The sequence below is a fragment of the Roseovarius sp. MBR-6 genome (assembly GCF_040547525.1).
Classification (GTDB): domain Bacteria; phylum Pseudomonadota; class Alphaproteobacteria; order Rhodobacterales; family Rhodobacteraceae; genus Roseovarius.
The window spans coordinates 24710-43049 of sequence record NZ_JBEPPW010000001.1 but is presented as its reverse complement, the minus strand read 5'-3'; the positions used below and the strand labels follow the sequence as shown (position 1 = coordinate 43049).

Below are 18340 nucleotides of genomic sequence, written 5' to 3'. Positions count from 1 at the left end.
GCGATGGCCACGGTCCCGCTTTTGTCGGATGCGGAGATGAGCGCCGAGGCGCGCGCGGTGCTCGACGATATCCGCGCCGCGCGCGGCTCGGATTTCATCAACAATTTCTGGCGCGCGCTGGCCCATGACCCGGCGCTGTTGCGCGCCACATGGGACCGGCTCAAGGCGGTGATGGCCCCCGGCGCGCTCGACCCGTTGACCAAGGAATTGCTCTATATCGCCGTCTCGGTCGCCAATGGCTGTGACTACTGCGCCCACTCCCACACGGCAGCGGCCCGCGCCAAGGGCATGACGCCCGAACAACATGGCGAGCTTCTGTCCGTGATCGGCATGGCCGCGCAAACGAACGCACTCGCCACCGCGCTGCAAGTGCCGGTGGACGAGGCGTTCAAGGCCTGACCCGGCTCAGCCCGTGTTGATTTCGGTTCCCAGATGCTTGGCGACGGTAAAGATGTCCTTGTCGCCGCGACCGCACATGTTCATCACCAGCAGGTGATCGCCCGGCAGGGTGGGCGCGATCTTCATCACATGGGCCAGCGCATGGGACGGCTCCAGCGCCGGGATGATCCCCTCCATCGCACAGCAAAGCTGGAACGCCTCCAGCGCCTCCTTGTCGGTGATAGAGACATATTTGGCGCGGCCCGTCTCGTGCAGCCAGCTATGCTCGGGGCCGATGCCGGGATAATCAAGCCCCGCCGAGATCGAGTGCCCTTCAAGGATCTGACCGTCATCGTCCTGCAAGAGATAGGTGCGATTGCCATGCAGCACACCGGGCCGCCCGCCGGTCAATGACGCGCAATGCTCCATCCGGTCATCGACACCGTGGCCGCCGGCCTCGACCCCGATGATCGCCACCTCCTTGTCATCGAGGAAGGGATAGAACAGCCCCATCGCGTTTGAGCCGCCACCAATGGCCGCGACCAATGTGTCGGGCAGACGGCCCTCGGCCTCCTGCATCTGCTCGCGGGTTTCCTTGCCGATGATCGCCTGGAAATCACGCACCATCGCCGGGTAGGGGTGCGGGCCCGCCACCGTGCCGATGCAATAGAACGTGTCGCGCACATTCGTGACCCAATCGCGCAACGCATCGTTCATCGCATCCTTCAAGGTGCCACGTCCCGAGGTCACCGGGATCACCTCGGCCCCCAGAAGGCGCATCCGGAACACGTTGGGCGCCTGCCGTTCGACATCATGCGCACCCATGTAGACCACGCATTGCAGCCCGAATTTGGCGCAGACCGTGGCGGTGGCCACCCCGTGCTGGCCTGCACCCGTCTCGGCGATGATGCGGCGCTTGCCCATGCGGCGGGCAAGGATGATCTGGCCCAGAACGTTGTTGATCTTGTGCGCGCCGGTATGGTTCAACTCGTCGCGCTTCATGTAGATGCGCGCGCCCCCCAGCCGCTCGGTCAGCCGCTCGGCGAAGTAGAGCGGGCTGGGACGGCCCACGTAATGCTTCCATAGATAGTCCATCTCGGCCCAGAACTCGGGGTCGGTCTTGGCGTGCTCGTAGCGCTCTTCCAATTCAAGGATGAGCGGCATCAGTGTCTCCGACACGAACCGCCCGCCGAAATCGCCGAACCGGCCCTTCTCGTCAGGGCCGGTCATGAAGGAATTGAACAGGTCATTGGCCATGGATCGCGCCCCCCTTGCTGGTTCTGACCGTCCTAGTGCGCAGCGCGCCCGAGGGCAAGGCGCGCGCGCGTCGATAGCGGTGGAAGTGCCGCGAAAATCGGCTAGGGTCGCGCCATGACCACGCCATTGCTCATCGTCGAGGACGATCCCGAGATCACCTCTGCCCTGATCCGGGGCTTGCGGCTTCACGGTTACGGGGCCGAGGCCGAAAATCGCGCGGCGCGCGCGCTCGAGCGGCTGTGCTCGGGCCGGTTTGCCTGCGCCATCGTCGATGTGATGCTGGGGGCTGACAGCGGCCTCGATCTGGTGCGCGCGGCGCGGGCGCGCGGTGCATCCCTGCCCATTCTCATGCTCTCGGCGCTTGCGGATGTGGAGCATCGCGCGGCGGGGCTGGAGGCGGGGGCGGATGATTACGTGGTCAAGCCCTTCTCGCTCGATGAGCTGGTGGCGCGGCTGCGGGTGCAGGAACGGCGCGCCGAGCGGCAACAGCCCGCGCGGCTCTTGCCCGACCGCAGGCTGGTGCGCGGCACCGCTGAGGTGGTGCTGACCGAGCGCGAATACGCGCTCTTGCGGCTGCTCATGGCGCACGGCACCGCCCCCCTGCCCCGCCACGCCATCTTCGAGGCGCTCTGGGCGGCAGAGGGATCGGCCAGCGAGAACGTCGTCGATGTCTATATCGGCTATCTGCGCAAGAAGCTGACCGAGGGCGATTTCGGGTTTGAAATCAGGACAATTCGCAATCAGGGCTTCGTCATCGAGGGGCTGGCCGCACAGACCGCCACCCCCTGATCCCGACCAAAGTCTGTATCGGTCTTATAAATTAAGAGTCGCCCCCACGCGCCCCATGTGGCAAGTTTGCTACGTCCGACACGCAAATCTTGAGGAGGGAATTGTCATGGCATGGACCAAACCGACCATCCGCGAACTGGAATGCGGCATGGAAATCAACATGTATGGACCCGGCGCAGACGACGACGGCGTCCTGTTCTGAGACCCTGACCGCGCGGGGTGACAGATGACATTCCGCGCGCGTATTCTCGGGGCTGCCGCTGGCGGTGGACTGCCGCAGTGGAATTGCGGTTGTATCAATTGCAATCTGGCGCGGTCCGGTGATATCCCCAAACTGACGCAATCCTCGCTTGCCCTTTCGGGTGGGGATGGGTCATGGGCAATTCTCAATGCCTCTCCCGACATCAGGGAGCAACTCACGCAGGCCCGGTCTCTCCAACCTTCGGGGCTGCGCGAGTTGCCCCTGACTACGGTGCTGCTGACCAATGGCGATATCGACCATGTAGCCGGCCTGCTCACGCTGCGGGAATCGCAACCCTTCACGCTCTTTGCCACGCCCGGCATCCACGAGGTGCTCGACGCCAACCCGATCTTCGATGCGGTCAACCGCGATCTGGTGCCGCGCCGCGCCATCGCGCTGGAAGAGGCGTTCGAACTGGTGCCCGGCGTCTCGGCGCGGCTATTTCCCGTTCCGGGCAAGGTGCCGCTCTATATGGAGGCGGGTGAGGTGGTGACCGATCTCATGGGCGAACAGACCGTGGGGGTTGAGCTTCTGGCATCGGACAAGCGGGTCTATTACATTCCCGGCTGCGCGGGCCTCAACGCAGAGCTTGCCGCGCGCATCCGGGGCGCGGACCTTCTGTTCTTCGACGGCACGCTCTGGCGCGATGACGAGATGATCCGCGCGGGGCTGGGCCACAAGACCGGCGCGCGCATGGGCCACATGTCGATGAGCGGACCGGGCGGCTCCATCGCCGCCATGGCCGGTCTCGGCATCGCGCAAAAGGTCTTCGTGCACATGAACAACACCAACCCGGTGCATCGCCCGGATTCGGATGAGCGCGCCGAGGCCGAGGCGGCGGGCTGGATCATCGGACAGGACGGACTGGAGATCACACCATGACCGCATCACGCGAGGCCTTCGAGGCACGGCTGCGCCAGATCGGCGCGGACCGCTATCACGACCGCCACCCGTTTCACAAGCTGCTGCACGGTGGCGGCTGCACCCCCGATCAGGTGCGCGCCTGGGTGATCAACCGCTATTACTATCAGCATACCATCCCGATGAAGGACGCGGCCTTCATGAGCCGGGTGGAAGACCCGGAGTTGCGCCGCATCTGGCGCTCGCGGATCGAGGATCACGATGGCACCGCCGGGAATGAGGGCGGTATCCGCCGCTGGCTCCGGCTGGCCGAGGCGGTGGGGCTCGACCCCGATTACGTGGCCTCCCGCAAGGGCGTGCTGCCCGCCACGCGCTATGCCTGCGATGCCTACACGCGCTTCGTGCGCGAACGCCCGCTGCTCGAGGCCGTCGCCGCCTCGCTGACCGAGCTTTTCGCGCCGAAAATCCATGCCGAGCGGATCGAGGGGCTGCTGGCCAATTACGCTTTCGCCGATGATGCCGCCCTGTCCTATTTCCGCAAACGGCTGACCGAGGCCCCGAAGGACGTGGCCTTTGGTCTCGCCTGGGTGCTCGACCATGCCGACACCGCCGAGAAGCAGGACGCCGCCGCCGCAGCCCTCGAATTCAAGACCGATGTCCTTTGGGCCCAGCTTGACGCGCTGCATCACGCCTATGTCACCCCCGCCGAAATCCCGCCCGGTGCCTGGCAGCCCGGCGAGGGGCTGCTGTCCGAGAGGGCCGCGTGATGGCCCCCGAGGAGATCCCCGCCCTGCCGCGCGGCGTGCGGCTGCATTTCGACCGGGTGCGCGAGGCCTGGGTGCTCCTCGCGCCCGAACGCGCGATCACGCTTGACGCCACCGGTCACGCGATCCTCAGTGAAGTCGATGGAGCGCGCAGCTTCGGCGAGATCACGCAGACGCTGGCCGACCGCTATAACGCGCCCGCCACGCAGATCGCCGAGGACAGCGCGGGCTTTCTCGACGCCTTGCGCGCGCGCCGTTTTCTGGACGTGCGGCCATGAGCACCGTGCGCCCCCCCATCGCCATGCTGGCCGAGGTCACGCATCGTTGCCCGCTGGCTTGCCCCTATTGCTCGAACCCGCTGGAATTGACGCGGCAGGAGCGCGAGATGGACACCGCCACCTGGGCCGACATCTTTCGGCAGGCCGCCGATCTGGGCGTGTTGCAGCTTCACCTTTCGGGGGGCGAGCCTGCCTCGCGCCGCGATCTGGTCGATCTGGTCGCGGCGGCGCGGCAAGCGGGGCTTTATGTCAACCTGATCACCTCCGGCATCGGCCTGACCGAGCGGCGCTTGCGCGAACTGGACGCGGCGGGCCTCGATCATGTGCAACTGTCGCTTCAGGGCACCGACCCGGCCACCGCCGACGAGATCGGCGGCTATCGCGGCGGCTTTGCGCGCAAGATGCAGGTGGCCGGATGGGTGGCAGAGGTGGGCTTTCCGCTGACGCTCAACGCGGTGCTGCACCGGCGCAACCTGCACCAGTTGCCCCGCGCCATCGACATGGCGCTCGAGATGGGCGCGCGGCGGATGGAGGTGGCCACCGTGCAGTTTCACGGCTGGGCGATCGAGAACCGCGCCGCGCTCATGCCGACGCTTGATCAGGCGCGCGAGGCGACGCGCATCGTCACGGAGGCGCGCGCGCGGCTCAAGGGGCGGCTGGTGATCGACTATGTGCCCGCCGATTATCACGAGGACCTCCCCAAGCGCTGCATGGGCGGCTGGGGCACGACCGGCCTCAACGTGACACCCGAGGGGCTGGTGCTGCCCTGTCACGCGGCGCAGACCATCCCGCATCTGGTGTTCGACCGCGTGACCGACCGGCCCCTGCGCGAGATATGGTATGAGGGTGCCGCCTTCAACGCCTATCGCGGCACCGGCTGGATGCAGGAGCCCTGTCAAAGCTGCGAACGCCGCGAGGTCGATTTCGGCGGCTGCCGCTGTCAGGCGATGGCGCTGGTGGGGGATGCGGCGGCGACCGATCCGGTCTGCGGCAAATCCCCCCATCATGCGCGCATCCGTGCGCAGGCGGTGGATTATGCCGCCGATGCCGAGGCCCCGCTGGTCTATCGCCGGATGCCCGAGCGGGAGGGCGCGGTGTAGCGCGAGCGCGCGTCACCCCTGCGGCCAAAGCACGGTGATGCACAGCCCCGGCGCATCGCCAAGCGCCTCGGCCTCTGGCACGGGGCTTCCAAGCCGCATCTCGCCGCCTTCCGCCTCGACCACCCACCGCGCCAGCGCCAGCCCGATGCCGAACCCCTCGGCGCGCCCGCGCTCCCCGCGCGCGAACCGTTCCAGAACGCGCGCCTGATCCTCTGGCGCGATGCCGGGGCCATTGTCGATCACCGACAGCCCCGCGCGACCCCCCTCCGCCATCCCGCGCAGCGCCAGGCGCCCGCCGTCCCGCGCATGGCGGATCGCGTTGCGCATCAGCCCCACCACCACCTGCCGCGCCCAGTTCGCATCACAGATCACCGCGCCCTCGGGCACCGGGCCCAGATCGAGCACCAGCCCCGCCGTGTCGATCTCGGCGCGCATTTCGGCCACCGCCTCCGATGCGATGCGCGCGAGCGGCACCGCCATCGGATCAAGCGCCAGTTGCCCGCTGTCGGAACGGGCCACGCGCAACAGATCGTCAATCCTCCGGTTGAGCCGCGCCGCGCGCGCCTCGATGGTGGCAAAGGCCGCGCGTGCCTCACCCGCGCTTTGCTGCCGGCCGATCTGCGCCTCGGTCAGGATCACGGTGAGCGGCGTGCGCAATTCATGGCTGATATCGGCGAAGAACCGGCGGCGGTTCCCGTCCACCTCTTCGAGCCGCATGTTGGCGGCGCGCAATGCCTCGGTGCGCGCGGCGATGGTCTCGTTGAGGCGCGCCCATTCGCTGCGCACCTCGTCGCGCCGCAGCGCCAGCGCGCGCGCCATGCGCCCCGTTTCGGAATAAAGCTGGCCGATCTCGTCGCCCGCGCCCTCGGGCAGGGTGACGGCGAAATTCTCCTGCCCGATCTCGCGCGCCGCCGCGCGCAGCCGGTCAAGACGGCGGAATTGCGGGCGGATGAGCAACAGGTAGAACCCCGCCACCAGCGGCAGGCTCAGCCCGCCGATGATCACCGCCGCAAGGCTGAGGGCGCGCCGCAACCTGTCGATGCCCGCCAGCGCCTCGTTGCGAAAGAGCACCTCGGCCTGCACCGCCTGATTGAGCAAGGGATCGAAGCGGCCCGCGAAGGTGTCGAGATGGGCGCGCAGCGTGGCCACGTCCCCCTCCTCCGAGCGCAGCGCGGCCAGCGTGCTTTGCAAAAGCGCCTCCATCCGCGCCAGCCCCAGCGATTGCGTGGCCTGCCGCGATTGCGCATCCAGCCCCTCGGCCAACGCCACCGCCCGTTCCAGATCGCCGCGCAGCAAGGCGAAGGTCCGCCCCAGCGTCGCGGCCACCGGCTCCAGCCGCTCGGCGCGCACGTCCGGCGGCTGGCCCGACTGCACCGTTTCGGTGGCGATCACGAGAAAGGTCGACACCTCGCGCGAGAGGGTCGAGTAGCGCGCCAGCCGCGCCTCGGTGCCAAGCGCCGCATCAAGCCTGTCGGCCACGCGCATGAGGCCGATGTAAAAGATCGCGGCGGCCAAGAGCGTCAGCCCGCCAAGGATCGCCGCCCCGATCCCGAGCCGCGCCTTGAGCGAGGTGGCGCGCCCCGTCATGACCGCCCGCGACATCGACGCGCCGGGGGTGACTTTGACGCGCCACGCGCTAGGCTTTTGGTCATCGAAAGAAGAAGTCTCGCCATGGTCGAATTGCTTTTCATCGCCTGTCTGTCCGTCAACCCGACGGAGTGCAACGAACAACGGCTGATATTCGGGGATATGACGCCCGCGCGCTGCATGGCCGCAGCCCAGCCCGAACTTGCCCGCTGGAGCGAGTTGCACCCGGAATTGCGCATCAACCGCTGGCGCTGCCGGGCCCTCACCTGAGCCATCGCCGCTACCCCTTGCGCCGCATGAGCGCGCGGCCCGGATCATAGGCCCAGATCGCCAGCGCCCCGAGCGCCGTGGCCCAGCCCAGAACCCACAAGAGAGCGCCCGAATTCAATTGCAGATAGGCCGCAAACCGAATGAGTTCGACCGCGTGGGTGAACGGGTTGGCGGCGCTGATATCGTGCAGGATTTCCGAGCTTTCGGCCATGCGCCAGAGCGGGTAGAGCGCCGAGGAGAGGAAAAACATCGGGAAGATGACGAAATTCATCACCCCCGCGAAATTCTCCAACTGCTTGATGAAGCTCGACAGAACCAGCCCGAGCGCCCCCAGCATCAGCCCGGCGGGAATGAGCGCGGGCAAGACGGCGACATAGCCCCAGCCCGGCAGGGTGACGCCGAAAAGCGCCGCCGCGCCCAGAAAGGCATAGACCTGAAGCACCGAAATCAATGTCGCCCCGAGCAGGCGGCAGAAAAGCAGCCAGCCGCGCGGAAAGGGGCTGGTGAGCAAGAGCCGCATCGACCCCATCTCGCGGTCATAGACAAGGCTGAGCGAGCTTTGCATGCCGTTGAAAAGCAGCACCATCGCGCAGAGCCCCGGCACGATATAGGTCTCGTAGGTGATATAGGTCTGGTAGGGCGGGATGATCGAGAGGCCGAGTGCGGCCCGGAACCCGGCGGCAAAGACCACCAGCCACACCAGCGGGCGCACAAGGGCCGCCAGAAACCGCTCGCGCTGATGCACGAAACGCAGGAATTCGCGCGCCATGATCGCGCGCATGACACCGAGATACGCGCTCATGTCACGGCCTCCGTGTGCGTCAGGAACCACTCGGCCAGCGGCTGCCCGCCCCGTATGTCCCGCGTCACCCCATCGGCCAGGATACGCCCCTGATGCAGCACCAGAAGCCGGTCGCTGTCGCGCACCTCGTCGGTCAGATGCGTGGTCCAGAGCACCGAAAGCCCCTCGTCCGCCAGATCATGCACCTGCGCCACGATGGAGGCGCGCGCGGCGGCGTCAAGCCCCACGGTCGGCTCGTCCAGAAGCAGGACGCGCGGCTCATGCAGCAGCGCGCGCGCCAGTTCCATCCGCCGCCGGTGCCCGCCATTGAGCGCGCCGACCTTCTCCTGCGCACGCTCGGCCATCGCAAGCCGCGCCAGCGCCGCGTCGATGCGCGCATCGAGGCCCTTGCGCGGCAGGCCGTGCAGGGCGGCGAAATAGGCCATGTTCTGCCGCACGGTCAGGCTGAGATCGAGGGTCGGTTGCTGAAACACCACGCCAAGCGCGCCAACGGCGCGGCGCGGGGCCGTTTGCAGATCGTGCCCGGCGATGGTGATGCGCCCCTCGGGCGCGACCAGAAGCCGGGTGAGCAGCGAAACAAGCGTCGACTTGCCCGCGCCATTGGGGCCGAGAAGCGCGCAGAAGGTGCCGCGCGGCAGGGCAAACCCCACCCCGTCAAGCGCCTGCTTCGCACCGTAGCGATAGCGCAACCCGCTGACCTCAAGCTCGGCCATGCCCCTCCCCCGTCTCATTCGTCCCACCCTGCCCCGGCGTTGCGTCCCCCGCAAGGGTCGCAGGTCGCCCCGAGAGGCGCAGGATGCGCGTGGCCAGCCGCGCCGCCTCAGTCTCGGAATGGGTGACCAGAAGCGTGGCGGGCCGCGCTTCGGCGATCAGGCTCTCGGTGAGGGCGAGCATCGCCTCGGCGGTGGCCGCGTCGAGCGACACGAACGGCTCATCGAGGATCAGCAATTCGGGCCGCCCGGCAAAGGCGCGCGCCAGCGCCAGCCGCCGTTGCTGCCCAAGCGAGAGCTGCCCCGGAAAGGCCGCCGCCTTGTCGCCCAGCCCGACGCGGTCAAGCGCCGCCTCTGCGTCGCTCTCGCTCAGACCCGGATGGACCAGCCGCAGATTGTCACGCGCCGAGCGCCACGGCAGAAGCACCGGCTCCTGAAACACCATGGCAAGGCGGTCGGGGCGGGTCACCTCCCCCTCGTAATCGCGGTCGATCCCGGCCACGATCCGCAAAAGCGTGGATTTGCCGATCCCCGACGGCCCGAGGATGGCCACCACCTCGCCCGCCGCGATGGAAAACGCCACCGGCCCCAGCACCGGGGTGCCGCCAAACGCCTTGGCACGGATCGCCACATCGGTCATGCCGTGCGCCAGCGCCGCACGCGCGCCTCCCATGGTTGCAACACGCGCCATTCCACCGCCAGCATCACGGCGATGAACGACAGCGCATAGACCAGCACCATCGCCACGTCGAAAAGCTGGAAATACATGTGGATCTGAAAGCCTATGCCGTTGGAGCGGCCAAGGAATTCCACCACCAGCACGATCTTCCATATGAGTGCCACGCCCGAGCGCGCAGCGCCCGCGACATAGGGCGCAAGCTGCGGCAGGATGACATGGCGCAGTCGCGTGCGCGCGGGCATCGCATAGACCCGCGCCATGGCATCGAGATCGGGGCTGAGCGCGCGCGCACCCTCGCGCAGCAGGGTGGCCACATTGGGGATCTTGTTGAGGCTGACGGCAAGGATGGCGGCCACCTCCGTGAGGCCGATCCAGAGATAGCACAGCACGATCACCACCAGCGCGGGCAGGTTGAGAAACACCACCAGCCACGGATCGAGCCAGCGGTCGGCGCGCGCCGAGCGCCCCATCAAAAGGCCAAGCGCCACGCCGATCCCCATCGCCAGCACGAAGGCCGCGGCCACCCGGCCGAGCGTCGCGCCGAGATGGTGCAGCAACGCGCCCGAGCGCAATTCCTGCACGAAAGGTGCCACCAGATCCCAGGGCGCGGGAAGGATCTGCGCATCCGCCGTCAGCAGCGCGGCGATGACCCAGAGACCGACAAGCGCCGCGAGCGAGAGCGCGGTGGTGCCCCGCGCATCATTCGACATCGGCGAAAAGCCCCTCGGGCAGATCGCGCAGCGGCCCCATCAGGGCCGCGCCGCCCAGCTCTGCCATCAGCGCCAGCATCGCGCGCGCGCCTGCCGGGTCCACCGGCCCGCGCCGTGGCACACCCGCCAGCCAGCCCGCGCGCAAGGCGGCGAATTCGGCATCCTCGGGCGCGCCCATCAGGGGCCGCAGCGCCTGCCATGCCGCATCCGAGCGGGCCAGAATATCCTTGGCCTCGCGGCTGGCATCGTAGAATGCCTGCGCAAGACCGGGATGGGCGGCAAGATAGCTTTCCTTGAGGTAGTAGCCGATCAGCGGGGTCTCGGGGTCAAGCCCGAGCGCGCCCGCCGCCTGCGCCACCGAGACCAGATCACGCATCCCGCCCGCGCGCATCCGCGCCAGGAAATGCCAGAAATTCACCGCCCCCCCATAGCCGCCGCGCAGGGCGGATTTGTAGATGAGCGGCGGCGCGCCATAGACCTGTTCGGTCTCGGCCTGCAAATCCATGCCGTATTGCGCCTGCGCATAGGCGCGCAAGATCAGCCATGACTTGTCGAGCGGCCCGCCCGCAATGCCGATCTTGGTGCCGCGCAAGTCCGCCAGCCCCTGCGCCGTGCTGTCCCCCGGCACGACAAGCCCGCCCACGGCGCGCGAATAGGGGATCATCACATAATCGCGCCCCGCCACCCGCTGCCGCGAGAGCCAGATCATGTCGCTCACCGCCAGATCGGCGGCACCCCCCTCCACCGCCAGATGCGCGGCGGTGCCGTCGGCATAGCCCTGCACCTCGAGGTGAAAGCCGTGTTTTGCGTCCAGCCCCTCGCGCAGGATGGTCTGCAATTCCCAGTTCACCGTGCCGATTTGCAGCACGGCGGCGCGGATCACGGGCCGCTCCTGCGCAAATGCGGGCCAGCCGAGCAGAAACGGCAGGCCCAGAAACAGGCGGCGGGAGGGCCGCAGCCCCCCTGCCCGCGCGTGGCCCGGATCATTCCTCACGCTGTTCGATCACCTCGAAATCGGCGTTGAGCTTGATGTCGAACTGCTTGCCGCCCTCGCAGATCACATCGTCAAGATCATAGCCGCCATCGTCCAGTTCGATATCGTCGGGGTCCATCTGGCATTTCATATCGGCCAGCAGCGCCTCGATCGTCGCGATGGTCTCGGCATCGGGGTGGTCGTCTTGGTGCGCCGCGAACGCAGGCACGGCCAAAAGCCCGGCAAGGGCAAGTGTCATCAGGTATTTCATGGCAGACTCCTCATCGTTACTGGATGGAAAACGTTACTTGCTGGCTTTCGCCGGTCGAGCCGGGGATACGCAGCACATGGCGGCCCGGCTTGATGGCGATGAAGGACAGTTCCACCGTGCCCGCCTTGTCGAACTCGATGGAATCGATGGCCATGGGGCGGATTTCGATGCTGTTGATGACGATCTCGTTCATCCAGATGGCGCGAAAGAAGTCAGGCCCCGACACGGCCAGTTCCGCCGATCCGTCGGCAGTGATCTCAAGCTTGTAATAGGCCCCCGATTGCAGCACCTGATCCTCGCCCAGCGGCTGCCCCGAGGCCAGCGTGAGGTGGATCGTCTCGCCCCGGTTACACTTGGCCAGAAGCCCGGCAAAGCCCAGATTGTCGCAGAGCGGCGCGGCATGGGCGGGCGTTGTGGCCATGGGGACCGCGGGTGCGGCCAGCAGGGCCAGCGCGCAGGCGGTCAGAAGCTTTTTCATCTCTCGTCTCCCTTTCCGGTTGTCGGTCAGTCAATGGTCACGACGCCCCAGGGGGCCTGCCCCACCTGCACCGAGCGGATCGCTTTCTCGGCGGCCACGTCGATCACGGTGATGTCGTTGGAATTGCCGTTTGTGCTGAGCAGGTATTTCTGGTCAGGCGTGAAATCGAGCTGCCAGACGCGCTGCCCCACGAGGATGTAATCCAGCACCTCAAGGCTCTGGCCATCCACCACCGCGACGCGGTTGGCGGGCCCGAGCGCGACAAAGACGCGGGAGCCGTCCTCTGTCACCTTGACGCCCACCGGTTGCAGCCATTCGGGCTGCACGCCCGGCACCTCGAAACTGATCTTGCCCACCACCGTGGGTGTGCCGTCGGGGGCAATATCCATCGCCGTCACCGTGCCGCCGATTTCGGATGACACATAAAGCCGCGTTCCATCGGCCGTGTATTGCGCGTAGCGCGGGCGCTGATCGACCAGCACGTTGTGCTTGATCTCGTAATCGTCGGTCGAGATGAAATGCGCCATGTTGGTGGTCTCGGAGGTGTTGACCACGAACCTGCCATCGGGGCTGATGCCCATGCCCTCGGGCTCTACCCCCACGGGGATCTCCGCGAGGATGGTGCGCGTCTCGGTATCGGTCACGGTGACAAGGTTGTCGTCCTCGTTGGCGATGTAGAGCCGTTTGCCGTTCTCTTCGAGGATGAACAGTTCCGGGTCCGGCCCCGAGGGAAGGCTGGGCAATTCCTCGTAGGTTTCGGTATCGAAAACGCGCACCAGATCGTCATCCGAAGCGCAGACATAGAGTTTCTTGCCATCGGGGCTTGCGGTGATGCCGCGCGGACGGTTGCCGCCGGCAAACTCGGTCAGCACCTCCCATGTGTCGGTGTCGATCACGGTGATCGTATTGCCGCGCTCGTTCGAGACAAAGGCCTTGCCGGCCATCGCCGGGGACAGGCCAAGGGCCACAAGGGCGGTGCTGAGCAACAGGGTTTTCATGCGCGTCTCCGTCAGTTGAAAGCGGTGCAGGCGGATTCGGGGCGGTCCAGCCCCAGCGTATCAAGCGGCGAGACCTGGTGAAGAAAGCCCTCCTGCGGGCTGACGCTCGCCGTGGTCCAGCCGTCATAGAGCAGGATGGGCTGGCGCAACTGCCCGTTCCAGTCGCGGAACGTGACCTTCTGCCCCTTGAACGCGGCCAGTTCGAACGCATCCGAGAGCGCGTAGGCGCGGATCGTGTCAGGCTCTGCCGATCCGGTGCGCGTCACCGCCTCGCCGATCACCCGCAGCGCCAGCCAGACGTTGTAATCCTCGGGCGCCACGCGGCGCTGTGTCAGCTTCTCGAAACGGGTCTGGAACTGCGTTGCGCCCCAGGCCTCGTGCGCGGCGTGCATCGAGACGGGCCGCAGCCCGCCCGATCCCATCACCGGGCGCGGCGTCCAGAGGTGATAGGGCAGGTATCCGGCAAAATAATCGGTGGCGTCGGCGGCAATCACCACGTCATGCGCCCGTGCCCCCTGCATGAAAAGCGGCAACTGGCGCTGCACCAGAACATGCCCCGAATCGGTGCGCCGACTGCCGCCGGTATCCTCGAACACCCGCTCTTCGACCAGCTTGGCCCCGAACTTGCCCGCCGCGCGGCGGAAGGCCTCGCCCAGGGCCTGGTCGGCGGGGTTGGAGCCGGTCACAAGGAGCCACTCGCGCCATTTCTTCCACACCGCGAATTGCGCCACCGCATCGGCCAGCATCTGGTTGGAGGGGGCGATGTGCATGAGGTTGGCGCGGCACTCGGCATCGCGCAATTCGGTCTCGGGGGCGGAGGCGTTGAAGACAAGCGCGCCCGCCTCTGCCGCCCGGTCGGCCAGCCGCAGCAGGTCCGCGCCCTCGGCCTGCACCACGACAAGGCGCACGCCCTCGGCAAGGATCGCGTCAAGCGCGGCATCGGCCTCTTCGGGCGTGGCGGCGCGCGTCAGCGTCTCATAGCTGTGCCCCAGAAACCGGCCCGTGGTGCTGTTATCCTCCCCCGCGAGCACCGCCCCGGCAAAGCCTACATCGTCCGCGCGCAGATCGTGGCGCGAGACCGGCAGCAGGCGCGGATAATCGACACGCAGCACCGCCGCGCGCACCTCCACCGCATGGGCCATCTGCCCTGACACAAGTAGCATAGTCAGCGCAAGAAGCGCCTGTCGCAAGCCTGACATTCGTCCCTCCCTTGCCCGTTGCGCAGCTCTGCCAAAATGCACGCGGGTTCCTCCCGAGGCACCCGCGACCTTTGTCCGGGTTGCAAGACTCACCTTATCAAGCCGAAACTGAAGCTCGATTCTTATTTTATAAGAGTGCGCCATGAGGCTGATAACATTGGTGTTTCTTGGATTCGCCTCGGCAGCGGCCGCGGGCGAAAAGGTGGCGTTTTTCGGCCTCACCCTGCTCGACGAGTCCCTGCAAAACCAGACGCAAGGCGCGGACCCGGCACAGGCCGCCCGGATCGCCATGCTGGAAGAGATCGTGCGCGACCGCTTTGCCGCCGAAGGCTTTGATCTGGTGGATATCTCCCCGGTGCAAGCCGATCTTGACCGCATCGTGAACCCGGCCAAATGCTATGGCTGCGACACGCGCATGGCCACCGACCTCGGCGCGGATTTCTCGCTGGTGGGCGAGGTGCACAAGGTCTCCAACCTGATCCTCGCCATGAACCTGCAACTGCGCGACGCCGCGACCGGCGATCTGGTGCGCGGCGGTGTTGTCGATATCCGCTCGAACACCGATGAAAGCTGGCAGCGCGGCATGCGCTACATCCTGAAGAACCGCATTTTTCGTGAGGAGGAAAAATGAAAAGACGTGTGTTTCTTTTATCGGCAGCGGCGGTGACAGTGCCGTCGCTGGCGCTTGCCCATGGCCCGACGCGCCAGAAGCTGACCGTGACCACCGAGCTTGCGGCAGAGCCCGCCGAGGTCTGGGCCGCCATCGGCGATTTTCAGGACATGTCCTGGCATCCGGCGGTGCATTCTTCGACCGGCACGGGCGGCAATGAGATCGACGCCACGCGGCGGCTTGTTCTGGGCGGCGAAGGCGGCCCGACCATCGACGAGGTGCTCTACAAATACGACGCGGACAAGATGACCTATTCCTATCGCATCACCGAAGTGGATGTCGCGGTGCTGCCAGTCACCAACTATTCGTCGCATCTGACGGTCAAGCCGCGCGACGGTGGCGGCTCGGTCGTGGAATGGCGCGGCGCGTTCTATCGCGGCTATCCCAACAACGACCCGCCCGCCGAATTGAACGATGAGGCCGCCATTGCCGCCGTGACCGGCGTCTATCAGGCGGGGATGGAGGCGCTGGTCGAGCGGTTCGGTGCGCCGGGCAGCTAGGGCGCTGGCACTCGTGGTCGTCGCCGCACCGGCGGGTGCGGACATGGCCTATGTCACCTGCCAGAGCGGCGACGCGCTCTCGGTGATTGACTTGGCCGCGCTGACGGAGGTGGCCCGCTGGCCGCTGCCCGGCAAGCCTGCGGGCGTGGCGGTGGCCGGGGGGGCCGTTTATACCGTCGCCACCGAGGCCAAGACCGTGCGCCGCCACGCCCCTTCGGGCGCGCTTCTGGCCGAGGTGGTGCTGGAGGGCGGCCCCATCGGGATTGCCGTCGATGCGGCGCGCGGGCGGGTGTTCGTGTCGGACTGGTATGAGGCGCGGGTGCGGGTGCTTGATGCCACGACGCTCGCGCCGCTGAGCGATCTGGCCACCGGGGCCGCCCCGGCGGGGCTGGATCTGTCATCGGGTGGCCGTTTCCTCGCCGCCGCCGAGCGCGATGCCGACCGGGTCTCGGTCTTTGACGCGATCACCCTCGCGCCGCTCTGGCGGGCACCCGTTGGCACCCGGCCTTTCGGCCTGCGTTTTGCCCCCGACGGGCGGCTCTTCGTGGCCAATGTCGGCAGCGATGATGTCACCGTGCTTGACCCCGAGACCGGCACCCCCCTTGCCACAGTCCCGGTCGGCGCGCGCCCCTATGGGGTGGCCTTTGCGACGGGCCGCGCCTTCGTCACCAACCAATATGCCGAAACGCTGAGCGTCATCGCCCTCGACACCCTCGCCCCCGTCGCCACGCTCGATACGGGCGAGTATCCCGAGGGGGTGGACAGCACCGGCGACGGGCGCATCGCGGTCGCCAACTGGTTCTCCAACACGCTGAGCGTGATCGACGCCGCAACGCTGGATACCATAGCCGAGATAGAGACCTGCGACGGCCCGCGCGCCTTTGGCGCGTTCATCGCGCGCGATCAGTAGCCCGGTTCGGGCTCCACCTCCTCCAGCGGATAGCCCGCCGCCGCCCAGCCATCGGTGCCCTCGGGCAGCCAATGGACATTGGTATAGCCATACTCCATCGCGCGCCGCGCGGCGTTCCACGACATCCAGCAATCGGCCAGGCAGAAGATCACCAGCGGCGCGGCCACATCGCCGCCCGTTGCCCTGTCCAGACCGGCCTTGAAATACGCCTCCGTCTCATCCGCAATCGCGCCGTAGCCCACATTCGGCAGCCACGTCGCGCCGGGGATCGAGGGGCGCGGTTTTTCGCGCCAGATCGTGCCTGCGGGCAGATTGGCGGGCTTGGGCGGGCGCGGCAGGACATCGACAAAGACCGCCCCCCCGGACCAGAGCGCCCGCGCCTCTTCGGCCGTCAGGACCGTCGCACCCGGCAGATCATCGGGCACCGGCGCGCGGTAATTCTCCATCCGGTAACTCTCGGGCGCACGCACACCCTGCGCCACCGCCGTGACCGAAAACGCCAGCAGCACGGCGAGAAAGGCCGCGTGTCTCATTGCCCCGGCCCCACCAGCGCCGTGCCCATGTCATTGGCGAGCGGCACGCCCGCCTCATGCAGCAGCGCGTCGATCTCGCCCTGATGGCGGCGGATCAGCGAATTGAGCTTGCGCTGCCAGACCTTCTCGCCCTGCCGCACGCCCATGGTGATGCGATAGAAGAGACGCGGCGCGCCCTCCTCACCCACCAGCGGAATGACCTTGAGGCCGGGATGCGACTGCTTGACCAGCGGCCCTCCCAAAGGCCCCCAGAGGATCGCCGCGTCGATCTCGCCCGCCTCCAGATCGGCCAGCATGTCCTGCGCCGGACTTTGATAGCGGCGGTCCACCACCAGCGGGTAGGGTTTGGCGCGCGCAATCAGCCCGTGCCGCGCCAGATGGCCACCGGGCGGTGTGCCCGCGACAATACCGATGCGCCGCCCCTTGAGGCGCGGATCGGCCAGCGTCTCGACCCCGGCCAGATCGCCGCCTTCCGGCACGATCAAGGTATAAACCGAGGTCATGTAGTGATTGGTGTTGAGCACAAGCTCGTGCCCCTGCGCGAAACCGATCACGATATCGCATTTCTTGTCGCGCAGCGTGTTGCGGATAAAGCCGGTGGACATCGGATACCACTCGTAAGCGACCGGCACGCCAAGTTTTTCCGCGATCAGTTCGGCCAGCGCATTTTCATAACCCGTGCCATCTTTGGACGACATCGGCGCGTTGGCCGGATCGGCGCAGACGCGCAGCGCGTCCGCCGCCACCAGATCGGAGGTCTGCGCCTGCGCGCCTGCCGCAAGCCCCGCACTCAGCACGAGACCTGCCGCCAGACGGCGTAGCGGCTCAGCCCATGCAGGCATGTTCCGCCTCGGCGATCTCATCGGATTTGGCATCCTTCTTCGCAGGGCGTCCACGGGCCACGGCATCGGTGCCGCGCGCCTTGAGATAGACGTAGATATCGTCAAGATAGCACATGACGTTCCGATTATCGCCGAAATGCGGCATGACCGAATTGCCATTCACGCGTCCGTTCACCACGACATCGACGAAATCGTAGTAATCCATGCTCAGGGCCGATTTCTTGAGCGCGGGCGCATAGGTCGAGCCCTCACCATCGGGGCCGTGGCAGACATGGCATTCCGAGTGGTAGCGGCGGAAGCCCGAGAAGGTGAGCCAGTCCACGGTGCCATCCTCGGCCACGTTGAAGGTCGGGATGTCGTCCTCGGTGAAGTAGCGCCCGCCTTCGTCATAGGCGGCAGTGATGTTGTCCTGCGCGGTGGCGGCGGTGCCTAGAGCCACTGCCAGCCCGGCGGCGAGAAGCCGTGGAATGAATGTCATGCTGTCCTCTGTCTGGTCTTGGAGAAGCGGCGCGGGGGTGATGCGCCCCCGCGCCGTTCCGG

The 18340-nt window shown here is 66.9% G+C and carries 25 protein-coding genes; 11 read left to right on the top strand and 14 right to left on the bottom strand.

Annotated elements, in window-relative coordinates; translation table 11 throughout:
- The first annotated feature begins 3 nt into the window (after window positions 1-3).
- Window positions 4-399 (top strand): carboxymuconolactone decarboxylase family protein, encoded by a 396-nt coding sequence (locus ABIE57_RS00245; protein ID WP_354536974.1) that lies wholly within the window; start codon window positions 4-6, stop codon window positions 397-399.
- 6 nt (window positions 400-405) lie between these two features.
- Here ABIE57_RS00245 and trpB read toward each other — a convergent pair whose 3' ends face one another.
- A complete protein-coding gene (trpB, locus tag ABIE57_RS00240; protein WP_354536973.1) occupies window positions 406-1635 on the bottom strand; it encodes a tryptophan synthase subunit beta in 1230 nt (409 codons plus the stop codon).
- Between the two features lie 114 nt (window positions 1636-1749).
- Between trpB and ABIE57_RS00235 the strand changes: the two genes are divergently transcribed.
- From ABIE57_RS00235 to pqqE, 6 genes are all read left to right on the top strand, one after another.
- A complete protein-coding gene (locus ABIE57_RS00235; protein WP_354536972.1) occupies window positions 1750-2424 on the top strand; it encodes a response regulator transcription factor in 675 nt (224 codons plus the stop codon).
- Window positions 2425-2530: 106 nt separating this feature from the next.
- Complete coding sequence (gene pqqA, locus ABIE57_RS00230; protein ID WP_354536971.1) at window positions 2531-2626, top strand: pyrroloquinoline quinone precursor peptide PqqA; 96 nt, start codon at window positions 2531-2533, stop codon at window positions 2624-2626.
- Window positions 2627-2650: 24 nt separating this feature from the next.
- Complete coding sequence (gene pqqB / locus ABIE57_RS00225) at window positions 2651-3547, top strand: pyrroloquinoline quinone biosynthesis protein PqqB (protein WP_354536970.1); 897 nt, start codon at window positions 2651-2653, stop codon at window positions 3545-3547.
- The gene (pqqC, locus tag ABIE57_RS00220) at window positions 3544-4293 is read left to right on the top strand and encodes a pyrroloquinoline-quinone synthase PqqC (protein ID WP_354536969.1); all 750 of its coding nucleotides are present in this window, start codon (window positions 3544-3546) and stop codon (window positions 4291-4293) included. Before pqqB ends, pqqC begins: the two co-directional genes overlap by 4 nt.
- Complete coding sequence (pqqD, locus tag ABIE57_RS00215; protein ID WP_354536968.1) at window positions 4293-4568, top strand: pyrroloquinoline quinone biosynthesis peptide chaperone PqqD; 276 nt, start codon at window positions 4293-4295, stop codon at window positions 4566-4568. Before pqqC ends, pqqD begins: the two co-directional genes overlap by 1 nt.
- A complete protein-coding gene (gene pqqE, locus ABIE57_RS00210) occupies window positions 4565-5668 on the top strand; it encodes a pyrroloquinoline quinone biosynthesis protein PqqE (RefSeq protein WP_354536967.1) in 1104 nt (367 codons plus the stop codon). The genes pqqD and pqqE overlap by 4 nt, the downstream gene beginning before the upstream one ends.
- Before the next feature lie 12 nt (window positions 5669-5680).
- On the opposite strand, the gene ABIE57_RS00205 is transcribed toward pqqE, so the two are convergent.
- The gene (locus ABIE57_RS00205) at window positions 5681-7270 is read right to left on the bottom strand and encodes a sensor histidine kinase (RefSeq protein ID WP_354536966.1); all 1590 of its coding nucleotides are present in this window, start codon (window positions 7268-7270) and stop codon (window positions 5681-5683) included.
- Window positions 7271-7339: 69 nt separating this feature from the next.
- Between ABIE57_RS00205 and ABIE57_RS00200 the strand changes: the two genes are divergently transcribed.
- On the top strand, window positions 7340-7525 hold the full coding sequence (locus ABIE57_RS00200; RefSeq protein ID WP_354536965.1) for a hypothetical protein: 186 nt from the start codon (window positions 7340-7342) through the stop codon (window positions 7523-7525).
- A 10-nt stretch (window positions 7526-7535) separates the two neighbouring features.
- On the opposite strand, the gene ABIE57_RS00195 is transcribed toward ABIE57_RS00200, so the two are convergent.
- Genes ABIE57_RS00195 through ABIE57_RS00155 form a run of 9 tightly spaced genes read right to left on the bottom strand, consistent with a single transcriptional unit; the run spans window position 7536 to window position 14309 of the window.
- Entirely contained in the window at window positions 7536-8327 is a 792-nt protein-coding gene (locus ABIE57_RS00195) for a lanthanide ABC transporter permease protein PedC (protein WP_354536964.1), read from the bottom strand.
- Window positions 8324-9040, bottom strand: coding sequence for a lanthanide ABC transporter ATP-binding protein PedB/LutE (locus ABIE57_RS00190; protein ID WP_354536963.1), 717 nt, complete (start codon window positions 9038-9040; stop codon window positions 8324-8326). The genes ABIE57_RS00195 and ABIE57_RS00190 overlap by 4 nt, the downstream gene beginning before the upstream one ends.
- Complete coding sequence (locus ABIE57_RS00185; protein WP_354536962.1) at window positions 9027-9710, bottom strand: ABC transporter ATP-binding protein; 684 nt, start codon at window positions 9708-9710, stop codon at window positions 9027-9029. The genes ABIE57_RS00190 and ABIE57_RS00185 overlap by 14 nt, the downstream gene beginning before the upstream one ends.
- A complete protein-coding gene (locus ABIE57_RS00180; protein ID WP_354536961.1) occupies window positions 9674-10426 on the bottom strand; it encodes an ABC transporter permease in 753 nt (250 codons plus the stop codon). Before ABIE57_RS00180 ends, ABIE57_RS00185 begins: the two co-directional genes overlap by 37 nt.
- Window positions 10416-11384: an ABC transporter substrate-binding protein gene (locus ABIE57_RS00175; RefSeq protein WP_454283711.1), complete on the bottom strand. Its 969-nt coding sequence runs from the start codon at window positions 11382-11384 to the stop codon at window positions 10416-10418. The genes ABIE57_RS00180 and ABIE57_RS00175 overlap by 11 nt, the downstream gene beginning before the upstream one ends.
- Window positions 11385-11409: 25 nt before the next feature.
- Window positions 11410-11670, bottom strand: a complete 261-nt coding sequence (locus ABIE57_RS00170) for a PepSY domain-containing protein (RefSeq protein WP_354536959.1) — start codon at window positions 11668-11670, stop codon at window positions 11410-11412.
- Window positions 11671-11686: 16 nt separating this feature from the next.
- A complete protein-coding gene (locus ABIE57_RS00165) occupies window positions 11687-12148 on the bottom strand; it encodes a cupredoxin domain-containing protein (RefSeq protein ID WP_354536958.1) in 462 nt (153 codons plus the stop codon).
- Window positions 12149-12174: 26 nt separating this feature from the next.
- A complete protein-coding gene (locus tag ABIE57_RS00160; RefSeq protein WP_354536957.1) occupies window positions 12175-13146 on the bottom strand; it encodes a YVTN family beta-propeller repeat protein in 972 nt (323 codons plus the stop codon).
- An 11-nt stretch (window positions 13147-13157) separates the two neighbouring features.
- Window positions 13158-14309 (bottom strand): lanthanide ABC transporter ABC transporter substrate-binding protein PedA1, encoded by a 1152-nt coding sequence (locus ABIE57_RS00155; protein WP_354536956.1) that lies wholly within the window; start codon window positions 14307-14309, stop codon window positions 13158-13160.
- Window positions 14310-14487: 178 nt separating this feature from the next.
- Between ABIE57_RS00155 and ABIE57_RS00150 the strand changes: the two genes are divergently transcribed.
- The 3 genes from ABIE57_RS00150 to ABIE57_RS00140 are packed head-to-tail and all read left to right on the top strand — an operon-like array spanning window position 14488 to window position 16425.
- On the top strand, window positions 14488-14976 hold the full coding sequence (locus tag ABIE57_RS00150; RefSeq protein ID WP_354536955.1) for a DUF3280 domain-containing protein: 489 nt from the start codon (window positions 14488-14490) through the stop codon (window positions 14974-14976).
- Entirely contained in the window at window positions 14973-15515 is a 543-nt protein-coding gene (locus ABIE57_RS00145) for an SRPBCC family protein (protein WP_354536954.1), read from the top strand. The genes ABIE57_RS00150 and ABIE57_RS00145 overlap by 4 nt, the downstream gene beginning before the upstream one ends.
- Window positions 15499-16425: a YncE family protein gene (locus tag ABIE57_RS00140; RefSeq protein ID WP_354536953.1), complete on the top strand. Its 927-nt coding sequence runs from the start codon at window positions 15499-15501 to the stop codon at window positions 16423-16425. The genes ABIE57_RS00145 and ABIE57_RS00140 overlap by 17 nt, the downstream gene beginning before the upstream one ends.
- On the opposite strand, the gene ABIE57_RS00135 is transcribed toward ABIE57_RS00140, so the two are convergent.
- From ABIE57_RS00135 to ABIE57_RS00125, 3 genes are read right to left on the bottom strand one after another with little or no spacing between them, the layout of a single operon-like run.
- Complete coding sequence (locus ABIE57_RS00135) at window positions 16419-16958, bottom strand: PQQ-dependent catabolism-associated CXXCW motif protein (protein ID WP_354536952.1); 540 nt, start codon at window positions 16956-16958, stop codon at window positions 16419-16421. The genes ABIE57_RS00140 and ABIE57_RS00135 overlap by 7 nt on opposite strands.
- Window positions 16955-17800, bottom strand: coding sequence for a substrate-binding domain-containing protein (locus ABIE57_RS00130; protein ID WP_354536951.1), 846 nt, complete (start codon window positions 17798-17800; stop codon window positions 16955-16957). Before ABIE57_RS00130 ends, ABIE57_RS00135 begins: the two co-directional genes overlap by 4 nt.
- Entirely contained in the window at window positions 17784-18278 is a 495-nt protein-coding gene (locus tag ABIE57_RS00125) for a c-type cytochrome, methanol metabolism-related (protein ID WP_354536950.1), read from the bottom strand. Before ABIE57_RS00125 ends, ABIE57_RS00130 begins: the two co-directional genes overlap by 17 nt.
- Window positions 18279-18340 lie beyond the last annotated feature (62 nt).

Bases quoted from the DNA above. Each gene is read 5' to 3' on its own strand.
- ABIE57_RS00245 (WP_354536974.1), top strand. From the start codon at position 4: ATGGCCACGGTCCCGCTTTTGTCGGATGCGGAGATGAGCGCCGAGGCG.
- trpB (WP_354536973.1), bottom strand. From the start codon at position 1,635: ATGGCCAATGACCTGTTCAATTCCTTCATGACCGGCCCTGACGAGAAG.
- ABIE57_RS00235 (WP_354536972.1), top strand. From the start codon at position 1,750: ATGACCACGCCATTGCTCATCGTCGAGGACGATCCCGAGATCACCTCT.
- pqqA (WP_354536971.1), top strand. From the start codon at position 2,531: ATGGCATGGACCAAACCGACCATCCGCGAACTGGAATGCGGCATGGAA.
- pqqB (WP_354536970.1), top strand. From the start codon at position 2,651: ATGACATTCCGCGCGCGTATTCTCGGGGCTGCCGCTGGCGGTGGACTG.
- pqqC (WP_354536969.1), top strand. From the start codon at position 3,544: ATGACCGCATCACGCGAGGCCTTCGAGGCACGGCTGCGCCAGATCGGC.
- pqqD (WP_354536968.1), top strand. From the start codon at position 4,293: ATGGCCCCCGAGGAGATCCCCGCCCTGCCGCGCGGCGTGCGGCTGCAT.
- pqqE (WP_354536967.1), top strand. From the start codon at position 4,565: ATGAGCACCGTGCGCCCCCCCATCGCCATGCTGGCCGAGGTCACGCAT.
- ABIE57_RS00205 (WP_354536966.1), bottom strand. From the start codon at position 7,270: ATGTCGCGGGCGGTCATGACGGGGCGCGCCACCTCGCTCAAGGCGCGG.
- ABIE57_RS00200 (WP_354536965.1), top strand. From the start codon at position 7,340: ATGGTCGAATTGCTTTTCATCGCCTGTCTGTCCGTCAACCCGACGGAG.
- ABIE57_RS00195 (WP_354536964.1), bottom strand. From the start codon at position 8,327: ATGAGCGCGTATCTCGGTGTCATGCGCGCGATCATGGCGCGCGAATTC.
- ABIE57_RS00190 (WP_354536963.1), bottom strand. From the start codon at position 9,040: ATGGCCGAGCTTGAGGTCAGCGGGTTGCGCTATCGCTACGGTGCGAAG.
- ABIE57_RS00185 (WP_354536962.1), bottom strand. From the start codon at position 9,710: ATGGGAGGCGCGCGTGCGGCGCTGGCGCACGGCATGACCGATGTGGCG.
- ABIE57_RS00180 (WP_354536961.1), bottom strand. From the start codon at position 10,426: ATGTCGAATGATGCGCGGGGCACCACCGCGCTCTCGCTCGCGGCGCTT.
- ABIE57_RS00170 (WP_354536959.1), bottom strand. From the start codon at position 11,670: ATGAAATACCTGATGACACTTGCCCTTGCCGGGCTTTTGGCCGTGCCT.
- ABIE57_RS00165 (WP_354536958.1), bottom strand. From the start codon at position 12,148: ATGAAAAAGCTTCTGACCGCCTGCGCGCTGGCCCTGCTGGCCGCACCC.
- ABIE57_RS00160 (WP_354536957.1), bottom strand. From the start codon at position 13,146: ATGAAAACCCTGTTGCTCAGCACCGCCCTTGTGGCCCTTGGCCTGTCC.
- ABIE57_RS00155 (WP_354536956.1), bottom strand. From the start codon at position 14,309: ATGCTACTTGTGTCAGGGCAGATGGCCCATGCGGTGGAGGTGCGCGCG.
- ABIE57_RS00150 (WP_354536955.1), top strand. From the start codon at position 14,488: ATGAGGCTGATAACATTGGTGTTTCTTGGATTCGCCTCGGCAGCGGCC.
- ABIE57_RS00145 (WP_354536954.1), top strand. From the start codon at position 14,973: ATGAAAAGACGTGTGTTTCTTTTATCGGCAGCGGCGGTGACAGTGCCG.
- ABIE57_RS00135 (WP_354536952.1), bottom strand. From the start codon at position 16,958: ATGAGACACGCGGCCTTTCTCGCCGTGCTGCTGGCGTTTTCGGTCACG.
- ABIE57_RS00130 (WP_354536951.1), bottom strand. From the start codon at position 17,800: ATGCCTGCATGGGCTGAGCCGCTACGCCGTCTGGCGGCAGGTCTCGTG.
- ABIE57_RS00125 (WP_354536950.1), bottom strand. From the start codon at position 18,278: ATGACATTCATTCCACGGCTTCTCGCCGCCGGGCTGGCAGTGGCTCTA.